Source organism: Bacteroides caecigallinarum (assembly GCF_021530995.1).
GTDB lineage: Bacteria > Bacteroidota > Bacteroidia > Bacteroidales > Bacteroidaceae > Phocaeicola > Phocaeicola faecigallinarum.
Map to the genome: position 1 here is coordinate 1 of NZ_JADYTF010000058.1, position 22177 is coordinate 22177.

The 22177-nt window shown below is 42.6% G+C and carries 19 protein-coding genes and 1 pseudogene; 6 read left to right on the forward strand and 14 right to left on the reverse strand.

The window, feature by feature from the left end; translation table 11 throughout:
* Nucleotides 1-41: 41 nt before the first annotated feature.
* Genes I6E24_RS09100 through I6E24_RS09115 form a run of 4 tightly spaced genes read right to left on the reverse strand, consistent with a single transcriptional unit; the run spans nt 42 to nt 2974 of the window.
* Nucleotides 42-806, reverse strand: coding sequence for a UDP-2,3-diacylglucosamine diphosphatase (locus I6E24_RS09100; RefSeq protein ID WP_235328109.1), 765 nt, complete (start codon nt 804-806; stop codon nt 42-44).
* A 36-nt stretch (nt 807-842) separates the two neighbouring features.
* Entirely contained in the window at nt 843-1163 is a 321-nt protein-coding gene (locus tag I6E24_RS09105; RefSeq protein ID WP_235328080.1) for a metal-sulfur cluster assembly factor, read from the reverse strand.
* 54 nt (nt 1164-1217) lie between these two features.
* Nucleotides 1218-1907 (reverse strand): RadC family protein, encoded by a 690-nt coding sequence (radC, locus tag I6E24_RS09110; protein ID WP_235328081.1) that lies wholly within the window; start codon nt 1905-1907, stop codon nt 1218-1220.
* Nucleotides 1904-2974: a glycosyltransferase gene (locus I6E24_RS09115; protein WP_235328083.1), complete on the reverse strand. Its 1071-nt coding sequence runs from the start codon at nt 2972-2974 to the stop codon at nt 1904-1906. The genes radC and I6E24_RS09115 overlap by 4 nt, the downstream gene beginning before the upstream one ends.
* 168 nt (nt 2975-3142) lie before the next feature.
* On the opposite strand from I6E24_RS09115, the gene I6E24_RS09120 reads away from it, so the two are divergent.
* Nucleotides 3143-4327: a mechanosensitive ion channel family protein gene (locus tag I6E24_RS09120; protein WP_235328084.1), complete on the forward strand. Its 1185-nt coding sequence runs from the start codon at nt 3143-3145 to the stop codon at nt 4325-4327.
* A 62-nt stretch (nt 4328-4389) separates the two neighbouring features.
* On the opposite strand, the gene I6E24_RS09125 is transcribed toward I6E24_RS09120, so the two are convergent.
* The 3 genes and pseudogenes from I6E24_RS09125 to I6E24_RS09135 all read right to left on the reverse strand — a co-directional run bounded on the left by I6E24_RS09125 (nt 4390) and on the right by I6E24_RS09135 (nt 8870).
* A complete protein-coding gene (locus I6E24_RS09125; RefSeq protein WP_235328086.1) occupies nt 4390-5988 on the reverse strand; it encodes an aspartate:alanine exchanger family transporter in 1599 nt (532 codons plus the stop codon).
* Between the two features lie 61 nt (nt 5989-6049).
* Nucleotides 6050-7936 carry an AAA domain-containing protein gene (locus tag I6E24_RS09130; RefSeq protein ID WP_235328087.1) on the reverse strand — a complete coding sequence of 629 codons (1887 nt, stop codon included), beginning with the start codon at nt 7934-7936 and terminating at the stop codon, nt 6050-6052.
* Nucleotides 7937-7946: 10 nt separating this feature from the next.
* A pseudogene (locus I6E24_RS09135) lies at nt 7947-8870 on the reverse strand (DMT family transporter).
* Nucleotides 8871-8998: 128 nt separating this feature from the next.
* Between I6E24_RS09135 and I6E24_RS09140 the strand changes: the two are divergent.
* From I6E24_RS09140 to I6E24_RS09150, 3 genes are all read left to right on the forward strand, one after another.
* Nucleotides 8999-9823, forward strand: a complete 825-nt coding sequence (locus tag I6E24_RS09140; protein ID WP_235328089.1) for an AAA family ATPase — start codon at nt 8999-9001, stop codon at nt 9821-9823.
* Between the two features lie 12 nt (nt 9824-9835).
* Nucleotides 9836-10831: a DUF4435 domain-containing protein gene (locus tag I6E24_RS09145; RefSeq protein ID WP_235328091.1), complete on the forward strand. Its 996-nt coding sequence runs from the start codon at nt 9836-9838 to the stop codon at nt 10829-10831.
* A gap of 151 nt (nt 10832-10982) precedes the next feature.
* Nucleotides 10983-12332, forward strand: a complete 1350-nt coding sequence (locus I6E24_RS09150; RefSeq protein ID WP_235328093.1) for an ATP-binding protein — start codon at nt 10983-10985, stop codon at nt 12330-12332.
* Nucleotides 12333-12563: 231 nt separating this feature from the next.
* On the opposite strand, the gene I6E24_RS09155 is transcribed toward I6E24_RS09150, so the two are convergent.
* From I6E24_RS09155 to I6E24_RS09165, 3 genes are read right to left on the reverse strand one after another with little or no spacing between them, the layout of a single operon-like run.
* Nucleotides 12564-13919, reverse strand: a complete 1356-nt coding sequence (locus I6E24_RS09155) for an MATE family efflux transporter (protein ID WP_235328095.1) — start codon at nt 13917-13919, stop codon at nt 12564-12566.
* Complete coding sequence (locus I6E24_RS09160) at nt 13919-14329, reverse strand: PaaI family thioesterase (RefSeq protein WP_204401576.1); 411 nt, start codon at nt 14327-14329, stop codon at nt 13919-13921. The genes I6E24_RS09155 and I6E24_RS09160 overlap by 1 nt, the downstream gene beginning before the upstream one ends.
* Before the next feature lie 11 nt (nt 14330-14340).
* Complete coding sequence (locus I6E24_RS09165) at nt 14341-15402, reverse strand: DUF2027 domain-containing protein (RefSeq protein ID WP_235328097.1); 1062 nt, start codon at nt 15400-15402, stop codon at nt 14341-14343.
* A gap of 99 nt (nt 15403-15501) precedes the next feature.
* Here I6E24_RS09165 and I6E24_RS09170 point away from each other — a divergent pair, with 99 nt between their 5' ends.
* Nucleotides 15502-16719: an S-adenosylmethionine:tRNA ribosyltransferase-isomerase gene (locus I6E24_RS09170; RefSeq protein ID WP_235328099.1), complete on the forward strand. Its 1218-nt coding sequence runs from the start codon at nt 15502-15504 to the stop codon at nt 16717-16719.
* Between the two features lie 48 nt (nt 16720-16767).
* A complete protein-coding gene (locus I6E24_RS09175) occupies nt 16768-17265 on the forward strand; it encodes an NUDIX hydrolase (RefSeq protein ID WP_235328101.1) in 498 nt (165 codons plus the stop codon).
* Between the two features lie 86 nt (nt 17266-17351).
* On the opposite strand, the gene I6E24_RS09180 is transcribed toward I6E24_RS09175, so the two are convergent.
* Genes I6E24_RS09180 through sufB form a run of 4 tightly spaced genes read right to left on the reverse strand, consistent with a single transcriptional unit; the run spans nt 17352 to nt 22157 of the window.
* A complete protein-coding gene (locus I6E24_RS09180; protein ID WP_235328103.1) occupies nt 17352-18569 on the reverse strand; it encodes an aminotransferase class V-fold PLP-dependent enzyme in 1218 nt (405 codons plus the stop codon).
* An 8-nt stretch (nt 18570-18577) separates the two neighbouring features.
* Nucleotides 18578-19924, reverse strand: coding sequence for a Fe-S cluster assembly protein SufD (sufD, locus tag I6E24_RS09185; RefSeq protein WP_235328105.1), 1347 nt, complete (start codon nt 19922-19924; stop codon nt 18578-18580).
* 15 nt (nt 19925-19939) lie between these two features.
* On the reverse strand, nt 19940-20692 hold the full coding sequence (sufC, locus tag I6E24_RS09190) for a Fe-S cluster assembly ATPase SufC (protein ID WP_204401586.1): 753 nt from the start codon (nt 20690-20692) through the stop codon (nt 19940-19942).
* A gap of 13 nt (nt 20693-20705) precedes the next feature.
* Nucleotides 20706-22157, reverse strand: coding sequence for a Fe-S cluster assembly protein SufB (sufB, locus tag I6E24_RS09195; RefSeq protein ID WP_235328107.1), 1452 nt, complete (start codon nt 22155-22157; stop codon nt 20706-20708).
* Between the last annotated feature and the right edge of the window lie 20 nt (nt 22158-22177).

A 22177-nucleotide genomic window follows, 5' to 3' on the forward strand; every position in this document is an offset into this window, starting at 1 on the left:
ATACTATCCATATCATAATATAACAAATCTGATATTATCTATCAAAGCTGCGTTTCACCCTCGATATATTGTTCCAGGAACATATTTTCTCCATCGAACACAGCATACGAGAATTCAGATATCCAATCACCAAGTATCATCATTCTTGATGTTCTTGAAAGCATCATATCAAACAGAATATGTCTGTGTCCATAAATAAAGAAATTAATGTCTGGATGAGTTTTAAGGTATTTCTTTGTAAACAAAATAAGAGGCTCTTTGTCTTCACCCATATATTCAGGTTCCTTACCATCCTTCCGTTTCATACGACTGTGTTTTGCCCATTCAAGGCCGAAGTCTATACTCCATCTAGGATGAAGCATGGAGAACAAACGCTGTAGGGTTTTGCTATGGAAAACCATCCTCAGAAATTTGAATTTTCTGTCATCATCGCCCAGACCGTCGCCATGTGCAAGGAAAAACTCCTTTCCATAGATTTCGCATGTCAGCGGCGCACGATGTATTATCATTCCACATTCCTTTTCCAGATAGTCACCACACCAGATATCATGATTTCCGATAAAGAAATGAACTTCCACCCCATTGTCAGTAAGTTCTGATATCTTTCCGAGGAAACGTGTATAGCCTTTTGGGACCACTGTCTTGAATTCATACCAGAAATCAAACATATCGCCCAGCATATACACAGCAGCAGCCTTATCCTTTATACTGTCCAGAAAATTAACAAGTCTTCTTTCCTGAGTACGAGCGTGAGGTATAGCCCGCGAGCCCAAATGAGCGTCGGAAATGAAATATATATTTTTCATCTCATTCATAGTTATACCTTATTTTATGTTATATTTTTACATGAAGCCCAATTCCAATTTGGCTTCATCAGTCATCATATCCTTATCCCATTCAGGCTCAAATACAAGATTAACCTGAGCCGAAGTAACGCCATCAACTGATTCTATCTTCTGTCGCACATCTTCCATTATGAAGTCGGCAGCCGGACAGTTTGGAGCTGTAAGCGTCATATCCACAGTCAATTCACCATTATCCTGAAGGTCAATTTTATATATAAGTCCCAAATCATAAACGTTTACAGGAATTTCAGGATCATATACTGTTTTCAGCATATCGATTATCTTCTCTTCTATCTTGAGTTTTTCTTCGTTGTTCATATATTTATTTTTATAATATTCAATGCTGCAAAGATAGTGAAATTTTACTTTCCATCATATTCTACCTTCATCTGCATAACTGTAATATGCTCCATCGGTAACAATAACATGATCAAGCATACGTATGTTCATCACCTTCGAAGCCTGAAACAAAGCCTGAGTCAACCTGTCGTCATCTGCACTGGGACGAACATTACCGGACGGGTGGTTATGACTCAGTATCATTGATGTAGCGCGTTTCAGGAGAGCTTCACGCAGAATAACACGTACATCAACCTGAGTAGAAGCAAGTCCACCCTGACTTATCCTGGTTACATCAATAACTTTTGCGGCCTGGTTGAGAAACATCACCCAACATTCCTCTACAGGCAAATCACACATCACAGGATGAAAATAGCTGTAAATATCTTCTGATGAACGTATAGGCTTCCTTTCCTCCTGTTTTTCATCTTTCCTACGCTTGCCAAGTTCTGAGGCAGCCAGAATAGTAATGGCCTTGGCAGGACCTATCCCTTTAAATTTACATAAATCACTCACAGAACATTTGCCCAATGCGCTAAGACTGTTGTTATATTTGTCAAGCACCTTGCGCATCAATTCCACTGCCGACTCGTCTGTACTTCCAGAACCAATCAATATAGCCAGCAGCTCGGCATTAGAAAGAGACGAAGCTCCATGCATGAGCATCTTCTCACGAGGACGGTCTTCTTCAGCCCATTGGTTTATAGATAATCTTTCTGTCATTTATAAAAACTTTTTTCGAATGCTGAAAACGAATCCTTTCCTTTCACACAGCGTTTCCACCATGCTATAATGAATCCGCTTCCATAACCTGTCAACTGAATAAACGATGAAAGTATTGAAATAGCTCCAATCTTCAGACTTTTATTCCGTACCGATGAATCAATAAATATCAATACAGAAAATAACACCAATGGGAATAAACCTGCCACACACAGCCAAATTCCCAATGGATGTAACCTGTTATAGCTTGAAGCATCAGGTGTAAATGACGTAAATATAATGAAATATATTCCAATAAGAATTACCAGCAACAAAATGAATACACCTGCCGTAAATACAGCCGGCAACATATGTACCAATTTAAGCGACTCAGGATATTTCTTATAAAGATTAATACGCGCTATACCCGAATTATGAACTTGTTTGAAGAATTTTCTCATGTCAGTTCTACGCTTGTGCCACACCCATGCTTCCGGAAACAGACGACATGTATAACCTCCCTTGAATATACGTATGCTGAAATCTATATCCTCACCAAAACGCATATCGGAGAAACCTCCCAAAGCTTTATAAACCTCGGCACGGATACCCATGTTGAAACTACGCGGATAGAACTTATCCATCTTTTTCTTACCGCCACGGATACCTCCTGTTGTGAAAAAAGACGTCATAGAGTAGTTTATGGCTTTCTGTGTATCCGTAAACGAATGATGTGCCCTGTCAGGACCTCCAAAAGCATCTGCCGGTTCGGATCTGAGCTCATCTTCCACGGCCTTGAAGTAATCGGGAGGGAGTATACAGTCAGAATCAAGAACTATAAGATATTCGCCGTGACTTCTTTCAGCACCGTAGTTTCTCGATTGTCCTGGTCCGGAATTTGGTTTGGAATAATATCTGATGTTCATTGATGCAGCATATTTATCCACCACATCCTTGCATGGCACTGCCGATCCATCCTCAACTATAATCACCTCAAAATCGGTATAGGTCTGCTGCAAAAGGCTATGTAACAGCTCATCAACTTCGTCCGGACGATTATATACCGGCACTATAACAGAATATCGCATAATCTAAAAAATGAGTTATTTGCAAACTTAATTAAAAGTTTCGCAAAATCAATGAATACAACAAGTTTTTATGACCAAAATTCATTCTGAAGCCCAAACCATAAAAATCAAATTTGCACACCTCGGAAAAAATCATTTATATTGCATTGAATTTAAGAAATTGGAAAAATGAACAACAGTCTAAACGAAGAAATAGCTCTACTCCTGCAAAATATTGGCGTAGAAAAAAGTGATATCAACTGGGGCACACAACTGACCCTCCTTGCAGTAATACTAATTATCACTTACTTGTGTACAAAAGCATTCAGACATATTATAATCCCCCTTATCCACAATATAACAGCACGCACCAAAGCAAAATGGGACGACTATCTGTTCAATTCTGAAATGATGAAGGCATTCAGTCGAATGATACCTCCTATAATGCTTTATGCCCTGTTACCTTTCGCCCTTGACAAGTCTCCCAAACTGCTGGAATTCACACTAAAATTTTGTCTTATATATCTGGATATAGTAAGCATCCTTCTGATTGGAACATTCCTAAACTCTCTTTACAATATATCCAGCGAGCACGAGAAACTGAGAAACCGTCCTCTGAAAGGTATATACCAGATGATAAAACTTATCACTATCACCATTGGTATAATAATACTGATAAGCATCCTCATGGACCAGGACCCCACAAGCATACTTGCCGGACTGGGTGCATCGGCAGCTGTACTGATGTTGATATTCAAGGATAGTATATTGGGACTGGTGGCAGGTGTGCAGCTGTCTGCAAACGACATGCTACGTCCGGGCGACTGGATTACGATGACCAAATATGGAGCCGACGGATACGTAATTGAAGTATCACTGACTACCGTCAAGGTACAGAACTTCGACAAGACTATCACTACTATACCTCCCTACGCACTGGTGAGCGACTCATTCCAGAACTGGAGAGGTATGCGCGAAACAGGAGGAAGAAGAATAAAACGTTCCGTAAACATAGATATGAACACCGTACATTTCTGTACTCCAGACGAGATACAGAGTTTCATAGATAAAGGTCTGATAGATAAAAAGACTGATATAAATAATAAAGCTGTAAATCTGGCAATCTTCAGAAATTATATCCTGAACTATCTGAACAATCATCCCAAAGTGAACAAAGACCTTATGATTATGGTACGCCAGATGCAACCGGCATCCGAAGGTATGCCTCTGGAGATATACTGCTTCTCCGACACACCGGACTGGATTCCTTACGAAGCCCTGCAATCGGAAATTTTCGAACATGTAATGGCTATGGTTCAGGAATTCAATCTACGCTTATTCCAGCGCCCGGCTGGTACAGACTTCAAGTCATAAGGTACAGATACATTAATCCCCGACAGTTTGATGAAGACAGACTGCCGGGGATTAATCTTTTATTATACAACAACGAGTGCTATAAACTGTATGAACAATATCAGAAATACCATTGCTATAGGATAAACCGTTGCGTAAGCTACTCCAGGAATATTACTGTCCGTCATTGAATCGGCTGCAGCAAGACCTGGTGTACTGGTCATACCACCGGTGATGGTTCCAAGCAGATCGAGCATGCTAATCTTGAATACCAGACGGCCTACTATTGCAGCTACCAGCATAGGAACAATAGTAATCAAAGCACCTACTCCAAAGAGCATGAATCCGCTTTCCTGGAATGTTGATACAAGATTCTTTCCTGCAGAAGTTCCTACTTCGGCGAGGAAAAGCAACAGTCCCAATTGGCGCAAAAGCTGGTTTGCCGGACCGGACATAGACCAGAGGATGGGACCCGTCTTACCTACTGCACTCAGGAAAAGAGCCATCATCAACACTCCACCTGTAAGTCCCGGAGAGAATGACATTCCACTTCCGAAAGATATATTGAGTTTTCCGAACAATACACCAAGAACGATACCCATCGCTATAGGGAAGAAATCAGTATCTGAAAGACGTTTGGCATCATTACCCAACAGACGTCCTACAGCCTGAACACCATCCTTCTCGCCTACTACCATCAGTTTGTCACCAAACTTCAATGCCAGTTCAGGAGAAGGCGAAAGATCGATACCGCTTCGACGAATACGGGTAACGGTACATCCGAAGTTACGCTGAAGATTTAAATCGCCCAACTGCTTGTTTATCATATCCTTCTTTGTAAGCAACAATGATTCTATCACCTGAGTATTTATCAACGGCAATTCACCTTCCTCACGTTTACCAAGCATAAGGGCCAGATTATTAAGTGCTTCTTCACTACCAACAGCCTGAATTATATCACCTTTATTTATAACCAGGGAAGCTGTAGGCACAACTATTTCATCACCGCTTTTCAAACGTGAAACAACTGCCCCTGTCAATGCACGGATATTAAGCTGTGCCAGTGTTTTTCCACAAATAGTTTCGTTTGTCACATGGAAAATACACGTACTTAGTTCAGGGAACTGCCCTCTACGCTCTTTTTCAAGACGTTTGGCTTCTTCATCCAAATCCACACGAAGAAGTTTAGGCAAGAGTTTCACAAAAAGAATTACGCCAATAACTCCGAACGGATAGGCTATACCGTATGCAATCGAAGCCAGTGGCGACTGCGTGCTGTCAATAGCCACAGCAAGACCCGGAGTACTTGTAAGGGCACCCGCCACTAGTCCCACAACACTCGGCGTATCTATTCCGAAAGCATATTTCAGCCCTATGGCCGTAAGACATGCCGACGCAATGATAAGCACTGTAATAAGAATCAGAGTCTTGCCCTTGGTACGGAAAGAATCAAAGAATCCGGGACCGGCCTGAATACCGATTGTGAAGATAAACAACACTAACCCGAAGTTACCAAGTTCCTTTGGAATTGAAACTCCCCAATGGCCGAAAGCCAGGGCAATAAAGATCACGGCTGATACATCCAGAGATAATCCCTTTATCTTGATGCGTCCAAGCATAAAGCCTAGGGCAACAATCAGGAATACAGAGAAATAAGACGATTGTAATAAGTCGTTAAACATAAAAAATTTAATTGTGATTATTTTCTGCACAAAGTTAATAAATAATAACTTATCTTACAAATCAGACCAGACTCTCTATATACTCGTTAAGTTTTTTATAGAAAGGATGTTTCGTCAGTGTTGCAACATCTCCCAAAATGATAAGTTTCATCCTTGCACGTGTAATAGCAACGTTCATTCGTCGCAGGTCATTCAGGAAACCGATCTGTCCTTCCTCATTGGCCCTTACAAGACTTATAAGTATCACATCGCGCTCCTGTCCCTGGAAACCATCCACGGTATTGACTGTAATATATTGGCGATACGGCTTGAACCAGGCATCCTTGCGTATCAGCTGGCGGAGATACTGCACCTGTGCCTTGTATGGGGAAATCACCCCCACATCTATACGTTCCTCAAGAAAGCGTTCGCGCCCGATTTTCTCTATATACTCCTTCAGTTTACCTACAGAGAGTTCGGCTTCCTGCTTGTTTATACGGCCATAATTCTCGCCTATGAACTCCTCGTTGCAGTCCATACCCTCTGTATTCACCCATTCTATCGGAGTATCGAAATCAAGGATGCTGCGATATTTCACTTCTGGGGCCGACTGTAGCATTCCGCCATAGAACCAGTCGGAAGAGAAACGCATTATCTCATTGTTCATTCTGTACTGCACTTTCAGCAGAGAAACAGCCTGCGGCTTGTTTGCCACAATGCTTTGCATCAGCGTATGTCCCAATCCTCCACGCAATGCTACAGGACTTTTCACCGTAGGAGGAAGCTGACAATGGTCGCCCGCCAAAATAACACGATCCGCCTTCGATATAGGAATCCAGCACGCAGCCTCCAATGCCTGGGCAGCCTCATCTATAAACAGCGTGCCGAACTTATGCCCCATAAGCACACGGTTCGCACTACTTACCAAAGTACAAGATATAACTCTTGCCTCGGCAAACAATGATTCGTTTATCCTTATTTCCAACTCAGTGGCACGGTCCTTCAGAGAATTAATCTTAAGCCTTATACTTTCTCTGTCGGCACCTTTGCGGTTTGCAGAATACAATTCGCGGATGGCCTTTCTTATGCTCCACAACTGTGAATAATCGGGATGCGACTCGAATTTTCTTTCGTATGTAAACGACAGCATCTTGTCATTAACACGCGAAGGGTTTCCTATTCTCAATACACTTACTCCCCTGTCTACAAGCTTTTCACTTATCCAATCGACAGCCATATTACTTTGCGCACACACCATAACCTGGTTCTCTCGGTGAAGAGTTTCGTATATAGCCTCAACAAGGGTAGTAGTCTTTCCCGTTCCCGGAGGTCCGTGTACGATAGCCACATCCTTGGCATGAAGTACCTTGTTGACAGCGTCTTCCTGAGTGCGGTTAAGCCACGGAAATCTGATAGGATTGAAAGAAAACTCCGATACGGGCTGCTGTCCGTGGAAGATATCGCGCAATTCGGCAAGACGGTTGTTCTTCGCCCCTATCACACGGTTCAACGCCTCAAACATCAGACGATAGGAAGTTTCATCAAAATACAGCTGTACTCCGAGCACATCATACCTCTGCAAGGCAATCATGGCATCCGGTCCGGGCAATATCACCACCATACGGTCCTCGTCCACATAATTCACCGTTGCCACGAAATTCATATATGTCAGTCGTCCGCCGGCATCCTGAGTAAAGAAACACACAGGACGGCCATATTCAAAGAGATGCTCTATTTCCTTATCCTCGGTACGGAATATCTCCACTACGAACTGATTGAGAGCATTATAGTGACTTCTTCCCACAGATATAGGATACCAGCACATTCCGCGCTTCACCTTGCGCCCTATACCCATCACCTCCGTCTGCTGACGGAACTGTTCCTTTTCGTACTCATATTCAGCCTTCAACAATTCATAATGATACTGAAGATGAAGCACCGGAGACACTATATTCGATTTTTCCTTCATTAACTGATTCTTATTGTTTTGACGAAGATTCTTCCTTTAGCATATCGGCACGCGACTTGCTCTGGGTGACAAGATATACACCAGCAAAAATTGAAATCGCTGCAATAGCCTTTACCCATCCGAATGACGACATACCCATCAGTATAGCCACACTTGAACCGACTACGGGCTACATATAGTTATACATGCTGACAACTGTAGGACGAAGTGTCTTCTGTCCTATAAGCATCAGAATATATGCGAAATATGTTCCGAACAGTATTACATATCCCACCTGCATCCATACATCAATGGAGAATGAAGAGAACTGCATCTCCGAGAAATCCCTGTATGAGAACGGTATGAAACAGATTGCAGCATAGCTGAACATCCATTTCATCAGAGTGAATACACTATATCGTGCTATAAGCTTCTTGAAGATAGTAAGATAGCATGCAAAACTTATCTGTGCAGTGACACACAGCACATCGCCCAACACACTTCCCTCTTTCTCGCTACCCCCGGTATTGCTGAGAATAAGCGCAAGAGCACCAACTGAGCCCAGAAGAATACCGCCAACCTTCAACGGTGTCACCGGCTCTTTCAGGAATACGGCAGCCAGTATCATTGTCACGATTGGCATGGTAGTAGTCATGATGGAAGCATCCACCGGCGAGGTAAGCGACAGGCCGAAAGTGTAGCATCCCTGATTGCATACGATACCAAGCATTGACGCAAAAAACAGGAGCATAAGGTCGCGAGGCGGAACATCCTCTTTCCTGACAAACAATGATGTTATCCAGAAACAAAGCGCACCGCCTATCATACGCATATTGGCAAGTGCGAGACCGGAAATACCGGCTTCCATGGCAGTCTTACCCACAGGCGCCATTAGCCCCCACATGCTGGCAGCAAACAAAAGCGCCAGATGGGCTTTCAGATTAGAACTCTTCATATCCTTTATACCTTAAATTTATTTTGCTGTGCAAAGTTACAAGATATTTGAAAAATTGACGGGCGACGGTTGATTTATTCAAAGAGATTGTCTAAATTTGTTGGATAAGAACGATAAAAGATACACAAATGAAGAAACAAGCCGAGTTCATAAAACGTATTGTCATTAAAGGCCTTTGGGGCAGAAAAGACATTGCATGGGATTTGAGAAAAGATGTCAATATCCTTAGTGGAGTGAACGGTATTGGAAAAAGTTCCATACTCAACAGTTCGGTGAGAAGACTGAACGAAAACAATGAAGTAGAGCTGACAAACGGAATAAAAGACATAGTGACATTCACGTTCAGCCCGGAAGATGCCAACTTCATACCTTTCGACGTTATCCGCAGTTTCGACCGTCCGCTAATAGATTTCGGACTGCTGAAAAAGATTGGCGACCAGGATGTACGTACGGAATTGGACTGGCAACTATACCAGCTACAAAGACGCTACCTGGACTATCAGGTAAACATCGGCAACAGAATTATTGAACTCCTGACAAGCGGAGATCCTGAAAAGCAGATGATGGCAGCCGAGATTTCAAAGCCCAAAACAAAATTCCAGGACCTGATAGACGAACTGTTTGCCGAGACAGGAAAGAAGATAAACCGCAGAAGCAATGAAATTCTTTTCGAACAGGATGGAGATATCCTGACCCCTTACAAACTTTCGTCCGGAGAAAAACAGATGCTGGTCATCCTGCTGACAGTACTTGTGCAGGACAACGCACACTGCGCACTGTTCATGGACGAACCTGAGATTTCGCTCCACATCGAATGGCAGCAAAGACTTATAACACTCATCAGAAGCCTTAATCCTAACGTCCAGATTATCCTGACAACACATTCTCCGGCACTCATCATGAACGGATGGGTAGATGCAGTGACCGAAGTGAGCGACATTACTACTAATTAAAAAACAGGAATTATGGGAAAACGACTTACGGAAAACCTTTCATCACTATATATCGGTGCGGCAAACAATCTGAAGCCCAAACGCGCAAAAAGAAAGATTGTGGCCTACGTGGAGAGCTATGACGACATATCGTTCTGGCGTGCCCTGCTCTCTGAATATGAAAACGACAAGGTTTATTTCGAAGTCATGCTTCCGTCGCAAAGCTCACTTGCCAAGGGTAAGAAAACCGTCCTCATGAACCAGTTGGGAAGCCAGCTTGGAGAGAACATGATAGCCTGTGTAGACAGCGATTACGACTATCTCCTGCAGGGCCGTACCAATACTTCGCGCTACATGATAGAATGTCCGTACGTATTGCAGACATACGCCTACGCCATAGAGAACTACCACTGCTATGCCGAGGGACTTCACGATGTATGCGTGACTGCCACACTTAACGACCATAAGCTGATAGACTTTCCTGCTTTCATGAAGGCATACTCCGAAATAGCATGGCCTCTTTTCGTCTGGTCAGTATGGTTTTACAGAAGACATATTCTTGCAGAATTCTCACTGCTTGATTTCTGTTCGTATGTCAAATTAGAGCAGGTAAGTACACGTTATCCCGAACGCAGCCTTGAGCATATGGCAAAGAAAGTGGAGAAAAAGCTACGTGACTTAGAGCGTAAACACCCTGAAGCCAGACGTGAAATAGAAGATCTGAAGAAAGAACTGCCCACACTCGGAGTAACCTCCGACTCTACATACATGTTCATCCAGGGGCATCACATAATGGACAACGTAGTCCTCCGTCTGCTCGTCCCCGTATGTACCATACTCAGACGAGAAAGAGAACAGCAAATTCACGACCTTGCCCTCCACAGCCTTCAGCTTCACAATGAACTAACCAATTACCAGCGTTCTCAGATAGGTGTGGAAGTGGTGATACACAAGAATGTCAATTACAAGAATTCACCGCTCTATGCAAAAATCCGCGCTGATGTTGAAAATCTTTTGAAAAAGATTTGAAAAGTCAGTCGATATACGGATAAGTCTTTCAAATAGGGGAAATGTGAAATTAAAGCATTAAGACATAAGGGAAAATGTGAAATTTTCAACCCTAAACAATCAGGATAATGTGAAAACACTTATATTTGCAAGTAAATAGATAATTATCAATATGAATACTTTATTAAAAAGAAAGGTTGATACATATCTGACAAATTGGAAAAAAAATCCTGATAGAAAGCCGCTTATTATAAAAGGAGCTCGTCAGATTGGCAAGACTCGTTCCATAGAATGGTTTGCCAGCCAGAATTATAAAAACGTCATCCTGATTAACTTTGTGGAACAAACAAAATACAGGGAAATCTTCAATGACGGTTTTGAAGTGGACAATATTCTGAAAAACATATCATTGCTAAATCCTGAGTTTAAGTTTATACCTGGAGAAACCATCTTCTTTTTCGACGAGTTGCAGGCTTGCCCAAATTGCGCAACTTCATTAAAATTCTTTAAGTTGGACGGACGATTTGATGTAATATGTTCCGGTTCACTAATGGGAATCAGCTATAAAGAAATTGAATCCAACAGTGTTGGCTATAAAGAAGATTATGAAATGCATTCCATGGACTTTGAAGAGTTTCTTTGGGCTAAAGGATATTCGGAAGAGTTTATCGATGGACTATATGCTCAAATGATTGAGTTGAAGCCTCTGTCTGCTTTACAAATGGATACACTAATGGAACTGTTCCGAGATTATGTAATTATCGGTGGAATGCCCGAAGTAGTCGCGACATATATCAGAAACAAAAATTTCAGTGGAACATTGGCTATTCAGCGACAACTTCTAAAAGACTACGAAGAAGACATAACAAAATATGTGGAAGGATTGGATAAAGCCAAAGTAAAGGCTGTATATAACCATATATCCACCTTTTTGGCTAAAGAGAATAAACGTTTCCAGATAACCAAGATAGGAAAGAATGCGAGAAACAGGGATTATATAGGTTGTGTGGAATGGCTTGCAGATGCAGGGGTAGTCAATATCTGCTACTGCATGAACCAGCCGGAACTACCCCTAAAAGGAAATTATGACCCAAAACTATACAAGATATATTTCAAAGATACCGGACTTCTTATTGCATCGCTTGACGAAGAAGCACAGGAAGACTTGAGAGCAAATAAAAATCTTGGTACATATAAAGGAGCTATCTACGAAAACATAGTTGGTGATATGCTTGTAAAACAAGGATATCAGCTTTACTATTATAATAGCGATAAACCTGCCCTTGAAATGGATTTCTTTGTACGTGATGCCGATTCGCTCATCCCCGTAGAAGTGAAGGCTACGGACGGAGCTACCGCCTCATTGAATAATCTGCTGAAAGAGAATAAATATCCCGATATTAAGTATGGAATAAAATTAGGCTATAAAAATATCGGTTTCAATGGCAAGTTCTATACATTCCCATATTTTCTGACATTTCTGCTAAAGAGATTTATATTAGAAAGAAGGAAAATATTTTAATCAGTGAACTATCTTTTATTACAAAAATGTAATGACACTTTTTGTAACATGCACCAACATTCCTATTCATTTTTATGAAACGAACATCCATAAATTCTGAAATTCCACGTCTCGAAAACCGTTACACGTACGTGCAACGCGCAAAACACGAACGTGACGCGATCAAAACACATAGGTGTTACGCGCGTGACACGAACGTGTTACGCTAACTATATATAGAATTTTCTACAATTATCCTTTTATACGAGATAATATCTTTGGGAACTGCCATGCAAACAAGGCAGTACAGCACACAGCAGCCGTTGCATCTGAGATAGCTTCGGCAGCGAATATTCCTTCCACTCCCCAGAAATGAGGCAATATCAAGGCTAAAGGAACGAGAAGAATAACCTTTCTCAACAAGGCTATGAAAATGGATATCTTTGCCTGGCCCAAGGCTACAAACATATTCTGGCAAGCACGCTGGAGTCCGAAAATGGACATTCCGGCAAGGAACAGAGGCATGACATGCGACACTGTTTCTATCAGAACCTCATCATCGGTAAATACAGATGCAACCAAGTGAGGACAGAGTATCATGAAAAGTATCAGCAGGAAGTTAAAACCGAACATAAATGTCACAACTATCCTGAAACATTGCTTCACACGGTCCTTGTTGGCATGACCATAGTTATAGCTCACCACCGGGATAAATCCCTGAGCAAAACCGACAAGCGGCACACTGGCAAACTGCATGGCACTCTGCATGATGGCAAGGGCACTGACATAGATATCACCAAAATGTTTCAGACTTCCGTTAAGTACGAAACCTACAAGGCTTTCCGTGCTTGCCATAATAAAAGGTGACACTCCAAGAGCAACCACAGACAGTACTATCTTCTTCTTAGGCCTCATATACCTCCGTTCGAGCGGAAGGGATGCCGAACGGGAAGTAAGGAAACGCAGTACCCAGATGGCACTGACGGCTTGCGAAAGGACAGTAGCTATAGCGGCTCCCTTTACTCCCATATCGAAAGTGAAAATGAAAATCGGGTCGAGAATAATATTCAGCAATGCACCTATCACTACCGACCACATGGCTATGGCAGGTCTTCCTTGGGAGTTTATGAATGTGTTAAGTCCTGTGGATATTTCTACAAACAGCGTACCAAGCAGATAGACAGAGAGATAATCTACGGCAAACGGCAGTGTCCTTTCGGATGCTCCGGTAAGCAGAAGAATAGGTTCCATAAAGATGTATGCTATCAGCGAGGTGATGACAGTGAAAAGAATAAGCATCACAAAACCGTTTCCCAATATGCGTCCGGCTCTCTCGCGGTCTCCCTGACCTAAAGCCATCGCTGCAAGAGGAGCACCTCCGGCACCTACTATAGATGAAAACGATGATATGAGTATTACTATCGAGGTAGTGACACCCACCCCGGCAAGAGCCTCTGTTCCTATACCGGGGATATGTCCTATATAGATTCTGTCTACTATATTATAAAGCAGATTGACAAACTGGGCAGCTACGGCAGGCAGTGCCATACGGAACACCAAAGGCAGCATCCTGTCCGTACCCAGCCTTTCTTCATAACGATTGTTCATTACATCAAACTTTCCAGATTCAGTTCAGTCTTTTTCCTGTAGCCGGAACTTGTGAATACAGCAACCGGGCAACCTTCCTCGTCGGTGATACGAACTTCGATGAAAGGTATCTTGGCATGATTGAATGTTTCCACAGCCTCAGCATATACATATCCGCTGCTTACAGCACGCAGAAAAGTGATATTGGCATTAAGCGAAAGAGTAAGCAGATTGCGGCTGTTTGCCACTGCAGCAAAAGCCAGGTCGGCAAGTGTGAACAAGGCTCCTCCCTGACACACTCCTCCTCCGTTCAGGTGCTTGTCCGTAACGAGCATGCGTGCCTTGGCATAACCTTCGCGCACTTCCAGCAGTTCCACTCCCGCCTCAGCTGCGAAACGGTCGTGTGAAAGCATATCTTTTAGAGTTTTCATGAATTTGAGTTTTATTTAATTATCACCATCGTAGCTCCATAGCCATATTCACGGAACGAAGCATCCTGACTTAGGCATGTCCTGTACTTACGTTTCAGTTCGTCAAGCAATGCCTTACGCAAAACACCATCGCCCTTGCCATGTATGAACACTATCTTCTGTCCGGTATTTCTCTTGTATTCCTCCATAGTCTTGCGGAATACGTCAAGCTGGTAATTAAGCATTTCCGCATTTCCCATACCTGTAGTATCATCAAGAAGGGCATCTATATGAAGGTCTATTTCGATAATTCCATTCTTGATTTTCTTCTCTTCCTTACGCAACACTTTCTTCGGGATATTGTTTCCTTCACCTTTCGAGAGAATAGCGTTTTTTATGTCATCAGCATTCACATACACCTGTTTTGCTTCTTCATCGTCTTTAACGACATCATAAATCAATGCAGGTTCGTTGAAGAAATCGTTTTCCTGGAAGGTATGGAGCTTATAGAACTTAACAGTATCAATTCTTATCTCTGTAGAAATAGCATTTTTGAACAGGAAGGTACGGTCGTCCTTATATGCAAGAATCTGTACCGCAACGCGTTCCATACCGTTGAGGTCTTTCTTCTCGAATTCCTCAAGAGCCTGTTTCATATTAGGTTTGATAGTGCCACGGCTTCTCAGAGTCCAGCTCTTTCCTTCTGCAGAAAGGTATAAATAGTCGATGAAATAGTTACTGTCGTTCACCAGATACGCATCGAAACCTGTTGTAGTAATAGCCTTTATATCGTGTGGAACAAAAGCCAGATACACATTAAGCACATCGTTTCCTCTGATTTCAGGCACACGATATGTTATCGGTCTGTCATCTTCTTCCTCTTCTTCGTCCTCCACAGGTGCCTGCTGAGGTTTTGAAGTTGTTTTCAACGGGATATTATAATCATCGGTCTGAATAACCACGCATTCCTTTATCAGCATAGGAATTTCAAAACCGTCCTCACTCTCCACCAAGGCTGTGTCCTTGCCTTGAAAACCTCTTACTATACCGCCTCCCACTTCGCTGAGGAAACGTACTTTATCTCCTATTTTCATATTCTTTCAGTATTATATAGTTCAAGCAAAAATAGTTACTTTTAAGCAGATACGAAAGTTTTTTATACTTTTGCAGAAAATATTGAACAAACTACACAGATGGAAGAAACGAAACACATAAAGATAAGCGATTACAACTATCCACTTCCGGACGAAAGAATAGCAAAATTCCCGCTGAAAGAGCGCGACAGTTCCAAACTTCTGGTTTACAATCACGGCGAAATAGAAGAAAGAGTCTTCACTTCACTGCCGGAATATATCGAACCGGGTTCACTGATGATTTTCAACAATACAAAGGTTATTCAGGCCAGACTGCATTTCAGAAAGGAAACTGGTGCACTGATAGAAATTTTCTGTCTTGAACCAATAAAACCGAACGACTATGTGCTGAACTTTCAGCAGACAGAACACTCGGCATGGCTCTGCATGGTGGGCAATCTGAAAAAATGGAAAGAAGGTCCGCTGCACAAGGAGATGACAGTGAAAGGCAAGCCACTTACACTTACTGCCACACGAGGCGAATGTCACGGTACAAGCCACTGGATAGACTTCAGCTGGGACAACAGCGAAGTGACTTTTGCTGATATCCTCGAAGTGTTCGGCGAACTTCCTATCCCTCCATACCTGAACCGCGAGACGCAGGAAAGCGACAAGGAGACTTATCAGACTGTGTATTCTAAGATAAAAGGTTCTGTAGCTGCACCTACAGCCGGACTGCATTTCACAGAGAGAGTGCTAGACACACTGAAAAACAAGGGTGTTGACCTGGAAGAAGTGACTCTGCATGTGGGAGCCGGAACTTTCCGTCCTGTAAAGAGTGAGGAAATAGCAGGACACGACATGCACACGGAATATATCTCCGTAAACAGACAGACCATTGAGAAACTTCTGAAACATGGAGGCGAGACCACTGCAGTGGGAACTACATCTGTAAGAACGATAGAAAGTCTGTACTATATAGGAGTAATCTTAGAGTCAAGACCTGAAGCATCGCAGGAGGAACTGCACGTGAAACAATGGATGCCATACGAAAACGAGACAAACCTCACTCCGATTCAGGCTCTGCAGAATATCCTCGACTATATGGACAGAAATCATCTGGACGCTCTGCATACAAGCACTCAGATAATCATCGCTCCGGGATATGAATACAAGATTGTGAAACGTATAGTAACCAACTTCCATCAGCCGCAAAGCACTCTGCTGCTCCTGGTTTCGGCATTCGTGAAAGGCGACTGGAGAAAGATTTATGACTATGCATTGTCTCACGATTTCCGCTTCCTGAGTTATGGCGATTCATCGCTGCTGATTCCGTAATGATTGTCAGTTGTTAGTTCTTAGTTGTTAGTTTTTAGATATCATAATATGAAAGATAATAGCGAAGAAATGTTCCCTGTAGTAGACGAGGACGGAAATATCCTGTCTGCAGCTACAAGAGGCGAGTGTCACAGCGGCAGCAAGCTGCTGCATCCGGTGGTACATCTGCATGTTTTCAACAGTCGTGGAGAACTGTATCTCCAAAAACGTCCGGAATGGAAAGACATACAGCCGGGAAAATGGGATACTGCAGTAGGAGGTCACATCGACTTAGGAGAAAGCGTGGAAATGGCTCTGAAACGCGAAGTCAGAGAAGAACTGGGAATAGAAGATTTCACTCCTGAACTTCTTACTCACTACGTATTTGAATCTTCACGCGAGAAGGAACTTGTTTTTGTCCACAAGACCGTATACGACGGAGAGATAAATCCGTCCGAAGAACTAGATGGAGGAAAATTCTGGAGTATTGAGGAAATAAAGGCAAACATAGGAAAAGAGGTTTTCACCCCAAATTTTGAAAGTGAGTTCAAGAAGCTTGGATTTTAAACCAATATCCATATAACATTAAATGGCGTTTAAACAGTATTTAAAAGCTGTTTAAACGCCATTTGATTTATGATTAATCTCAATATTTATCCGAACATCTTACTCACTCTTTCTATTCCGGCAACCAAAGCATCAACTTCTTCTTTAGTGTTATACATACCGAATGAAGCTCGCACTGTTCCCTCTATTCCCAAACGGTGCATAAGAGGTTCTGCACAGTGATGTCCGGTGCGGACTGCTATTCCAAGGCGGTCGAGCAACGTTCCCATATCGAAATGGTGGATATCACCAACAAGGAATGAAATAACTCCTCCCTTATGTTCTGCCTCACCAAAGATACGCATACCCGGAATTTCTTTCATACGCTGCATGGCATACGCAGTAAGTTCATGTTCATGGGCAGCTATATTATCCATACCTATGGCAGAAACATAGTCCAAAGCTTTTGCCATTGCAGTAGAACCAACATAATCAGGTGTTCCGGCTTCGAACTTGAAAGGCAGCTCGTTGAATGTCGTTCCTTCGAAACTTACATTCTTTATCATCTCTCCACCGCCCTGGTAAGGGGGCATCTTGTCGAGAAGATCTTCCTTGCCATAAAGCACTCCTATACCGGTAGGACCATAAATCTTATGTGCACTGAACACATAGAAATCGGCATCAATATCCTGCACATCAACCTTCGTATGTGGAATACCCTGTGCTCCGTCTATCAAGACAGGAACATTGTGGGCATGAGCTATTGCCGCAATATGCTTCACCGGATTTATTGTTCCGAGAACATTTGAAACATGAGCCACGGAAACAAGCTTTGTGCGCGGAGAAAACAGTTTTTCATACTCATCAATCAACAGTTCGCCACGGTCATTCATTGGAATAACTTTCAGAACTATTCCTTTACGGAGTGCCTGAATCTGCCATGAGACGATGTTGCTGTGATGCTCCATCACCGAAACTATCACTTCATCTCCTTCCTTCATGAAGGCATCAGTAAAAGATGAAGCTACGAGATTTATACTCTCAGTGGTTCCGCGAGTAAAGATTATCTCCGAGATGCTGCGCGCATTTATAAACTTACGCACAGTTTCGCGCGATGCCTCATGAAGATTTGTTGCCTGCTGTGAAAGGAAATGAACACCGCGGTGTACATTGGCATTTACAGAATAATACTCATCGACAATTGCATCTACCACACACTTTGGTTTCTGTGTGGTAGCTCCATTGTCCAAGTATATCAACGGCTTGCCATATACTGTTCTTGACAGTATCGGAAAGTCTTCTCTTATTTTCTGAATATCGTACATAATGTTTTTTATTTTCCGCATATCGCACATCCCTGACACTTGTTCAGTTCGCCACGGAATCGTTTTTCTACAAGAAGATGAAGACGGTCTTTGAGAGCATCCATACGTATCTTGTCGATAACTTCATTGACGAATGCAAACATCAATAACAGACGTGCTTCCTTCAGACTGATACCACGCTGCTGCATGTAGAACAATGCGTTTTCGTCAAGCTGTCCTACGGTAGCTCCGTGAGAACATTTCACGTCGTCGGCATAAATCTCAAGCTGTGGCTGTGTGTACATACGTGACTCGCGTGTTGCACATATATTACTGTTTGTCTGCTGTGAGTTTGTACGCTGGGCACCTTCGCGGACAAGCACTTTACCGGAGAATGCACCTACAGCCTGATCATCAAGTACATACTTGAAGAGTTCGGTACTTATACAGTCAGATGCCTTATGGTCAATAAATGTATTGTTGTCCACCTGTTCGTTCTTATCGGCAATAGCCATTCCACAAAGGGTGATTTCTGCTCCCTTACCGGCAAGAGTTACTTCAGATGTATTACGTGTAGTACCGTTATGAAGTGTCATTCCGTTAAGCAATACATTACTGTTTGCTTCCTGATGTACATACAGATTGCTGAAACGTACTGTAGAGTTATGTGTTTCCTCCAGTTCGTACAAATCGAAATAAGCATTCTCGCCTACAAAGATTTCCACTACCTGTGTTGAAAGGAAATTCACATCGTCCATAGCATGGTCACAAACCAGCAGTTTGGCCTGTGCACCATCTTCAAGGACTATAACTACACGGCGGTTGACCATGAAGTTGACATCAGCGCGAAGAATATTGACCAACTGTATAGGTTTCTCCAATACTACATTCTTAGGTACATACATGAACACACCATCCTGTGCAAACATTGTGTTGAATGCAGTAACACTGTCTTTCGATGTGTCGGCCAACCGTGAATAGTATTTCTTCACAAGTTCAGGATTTTCCTTAGCCACATCTTTCAAGCTTCCGAAGATAACTCCGGCAGGAAGCTGTGCGGCAGGATTGTCATGTGTATCGAATGTATCGTTCACCACGAAATAAAGCGAAGTGCTCATATTCGGAACGTCGCACTTGAACACTTCATACGGATTTACCGGTATCTCCAGGCGGTTAAGGTTCAATCCGTAGTCCGGTGCAAAAAACTTTGCAACATCCGTATATTTGTACTTCTCAACCTTCTGTGAAGGAAATCCTGCTGCCTCAAAATCGGCAAATGCCTTGGCACGCGGTGCGTTAAGCACGTCTGCGCTGTGACGGCATATCATGGCTTCACATTGGGTGAAAAGGTCTATATATTGTTGTTCTGCTTTCATGTTATTTTCTTCTCTTTACTCTCCCAATTCTTTTTTAATCCAGTCATAACCCTTCTCTTCGAGTTCAAGTGCAAGTTCAGGACCTGCAGTCTTCACGATACGTCCTTTGTAAAGCACGTGTACGATGTCTGGTTTGATATAGTCCAACAGACGCTGGTAGTGGGTAATAACGATACAGCTTGTTTCAGGAGTCTTGAGCTTGTTGACACCTTCGGCTACGATACGCAAAGCGTCGATGTCAAGGCCTGAGTCTGTTTCATCAAGAATGCTCAACTTTGGTTCGAGCATTGCCATCTGGAAAATCTCGTTACGCTTCTTTTCACCGCCTGAGAATCCTTCGTTTACAGAACGGTTGGCAAGCTTGCTGTCAAGCTCAACGATTTCACGCTTCTGTCTCATCAGTTTCAGGAATTCACTTGCTGAAAGAGCAGGCAGACCTTTATATTTACGCTGCTCATTGACAGCAGCACGCATGAAGTTAACCATGCTTACTCCAGGAATCTCTACAGGATACTGGAATGAAAGGAACAATCCTTCATGGCTACGGTCTTCAGGTTTAAGACTCAACAGGTCTTTTCCAAGGAATGTAACAGAACCTTTTGTTACTTCGTATGCAGGATGTCCGACAAGCACATTACTCAATGTACTTTTACCAGAGCCGTTTGGTCCCATTATGGCATGAACTTCACCCGGCTTTACAGTAAGGTTAATACCTTTCAATATCTCTTTGCCGTTAATATTGGCATGTAAGTCTTTTATCTCTAACATAATATATATTTTTTTATCCTACACTTCCTTCGAGTGACACTGACAGAAGCTTCTGAGCCTCAACAGCAAACTCCATAGGAAGCTTGTTTATAACTTCTTTAGCGTATCCGTTTACGATAAGTCCTATGGCATCCTCTGTGTTTATACCTCGCTGGTTGCAATAGAACAACTGGTCTTCAGAAATCTTGGATGTAGTGGCTTCATGCTCTACCACTGCTGTTTCGTTGTGAATATCCATATATGGGAATGTATGGGCACCACAATTACTACCTAACAACAGTGAGTCACACTGGCTATAGTTGCGTGCATTGTCAGCTCTTTCCGACACACGTACAAGTCCACGATATGAGTTCTGACTCTTTCCGGCACTTATACCCTTACTTACGATTGTCGAGCGGGTGTTCTTTCCGAGATGTATCATCTTAGTTCCTGTATCAGCCTGCTGATAATTGTTTGTTACAGCTACAGAATAGAACTCTGCTGTAGAATTGTCACCGGCAAGAATACAGCTAGGATATTTCCATGTGATGGCAGAACCTGTTTCTACCTGTGTCCATGAGAGTTTGCTGTCATTACCCTTACAGATACCACGCTTGGTTACGAAGTTATATACACCACCCTTTCCTTCGGCATCACCCGGATACCAGTTCTGCACGGTAGAGTATTTCACTTCCGCACGGTCCATCACAACGATTTCAACAATTGCAGCATGCAACTGGTTTTCATCGCGCATAGGAGCAGTACATCCTTCAAGGTATGAAACATAACTGTCGTCATCGGCTACAATCAGTGTTCTTTCGAACTGACCTGTATTGGCAGCATTGATACGGAAGTATGTAGAAAGTTCCATCGGACAACGTACTCCCTTAGGAATATATACGAACGATCCGTCGCTGAACACGGCTGAGTTAAGAGCTGCAAAGAAATTATCACGATAGCCAACTACCGAGCCAAGATATTTCTTCACCAAATCAGGATGCTCTCTAACAGCCTCACTCATTGAACAGAAGATGATACCCTTCTCCATAAGTGTTTCCTTGAAAGTAGTCTTTACAGATACAGAGTCCATAACGGCATCAACGGCCATACCGCTCAATGCCATCTGCTCTTCCAATGGAATACCAAGCTTGTTGAAAGTTTTCAGAAGTTCAGGGTCAACCTCATCAAGAGATTTAGGCCCTTCTTTTTTCTTCGTAGGATCGGCATAATATGATATTGCCTGATAATCTATCTCAGGAATATTAAGATGCGCCCATGTAGGCATCTCAAGTGTCAGCCAGTAACGGTATGCCTTCAGACGAAATTCAAGAAGCCACTCAGGTTCACCTTTTTTTGCAGAAATCAGACGAACGACATCCTCATTAAGTCCTTTTTCTATTATATCTGTATGAACATCAGTAGTGAAACCATATTTATATTTCTCCTGCGTCAGTTCCTTTACATATTTATTAGGTTCTTCTTGCATATGTAATTATATGATATCTG

Excerpts from the sequence above, each read along its gene's own strand:
- I6E24_RS09100 (WP_235328109.1), bottom strand. The coding sequence starts at position 806 with ATGAAAAATATATATTTCATTTCCGACGCTCATTTGGGCTCGCGGGCT.
- I6E24_RS09105 (WP_235328080.1), bottom strand. The coding sequence starts at position 1,163 with ATGAACAACGAAGAAAAACTCAAGATAGAAGAGAAGATAATCGATATG.
- radC (WP_235328081.1), bottom strand. The coding sequence starts at position 1,907 with ATGACAGAAAGATTATCTATAAACCAATGGGCTGAAGAAGACCGTCCT.
- I6E24_RS09115 (WP_235328083.1), bottom strand. The coding sequence starts at position 2,974 with ATGCGATATTCTGTTATAGTGCCGGTATATAATCGTCCGGACGAAGTT.
- I6E24_RS09120 (WP_235328084.1), top strand. The coding sequence starts at position 3,143 with ATGAACAACAGTCTAAACGAAGAAATAGCTCTACTCCTGCAAAATATT.
- I6E24_RS09125 (WP_235328086.1), bottom strand. The coding sequence starts at position 5,988 with ATGTTTAACGACTTATTACAATCGTCTTATTTCTCTGTATTCCTGATT.
- I6E24_RS09130 (WP_235328087.1), bottom strand. The coding sequence starts at position 7,936 with ATGAAGGAAAAATCGAATATAGTGTCTCCGGTGCTTCATCTTCAGTAT.
- I6E24_RS09140 (WP_235328089.1), top strand. The coding sequence starts at position 8,999 with ATGAAGAAACAAGCCGAGTTCATAAAACGTATTGTCATTAAAGGCCTT.
- I6E24_RS09145 (WP_235328091.1), top strand. The coding sequence starts at position 9,836 with ATGGGAAAACGACTTACGGAAAACCTTTCATCACTATATATCGGTGCG.
- I6E24_RS09150 (WP_235328093.1), top strand. The coding sequence starts at position 10,983 with ATGAATACTTTATTAAAAAGAAAGGTTGATACATATCTGACAAATTGG.
- I6E24_RS09155 (WP_235328095.1), bottom strand. The coding sequence starts at position 13,919 with ATGAACAATCGTTATGAAGAAAGGCTGGGTACGGACAGGATGCTGCCT.
- I6E24_RS09160 (WP_204401576.1), bottom strand. The coding sequence starts at position 14,329 with ATGAAAACTCTAAAAGATATGCTTTCACACGACCGTTTCGCAGCTGAG.
- I6E24_RS09165 (WP_235328097.1), bottom strand. The coding sequence starts at position 15,402 with ATGAAAATAGGAGATAAAGTACGTTTCCTCAGCGAAGTGGGAGGCGGT.
- I6E24_RS09170 (WP_235328099.1), top strand. The coding sequence starts at position 15,502 with ATGGAAGAAACGAAACACATAAAGATAAGCGATTACAACTATCCACTT.
- I6E24_RS09175 (WP_235328101.1), top strand. The coding sequence starts at position 16,768 with ATGAAAGATAATAGCGAAGAAATGTTCCCTGTAGTAGACGAGGACGGA.
- I6E24_RS09180 (WP_235328103.1), bottom strand. The coding sequence starts at position 18,569 with ATGTACGATATTCAGAAAATAAGAGAAGACTTTCCGATACTGTCAAGA.
- sufD (WP_235328105.1), bottom strand. The coding sequence starts at position 19,924 with ATGAAAGCAGAACAACAATATATAGACCTTTTCACCCAATGTGAAGCC.
- sufC (WP_204401586.1), bottom strand. The coding sequence starts at position 20,692 with ATGTTAGAGATAAAAGACTTACATGCCAATATTAACGGCAAAGAGATA.
- sufB (WP_235328107.1), bottom strand. The coding sequence starts at position 22,157 with ATGCAAGAAGAACCTAATAAATATGTAAAGGAACTGACGCAGGAGAAA.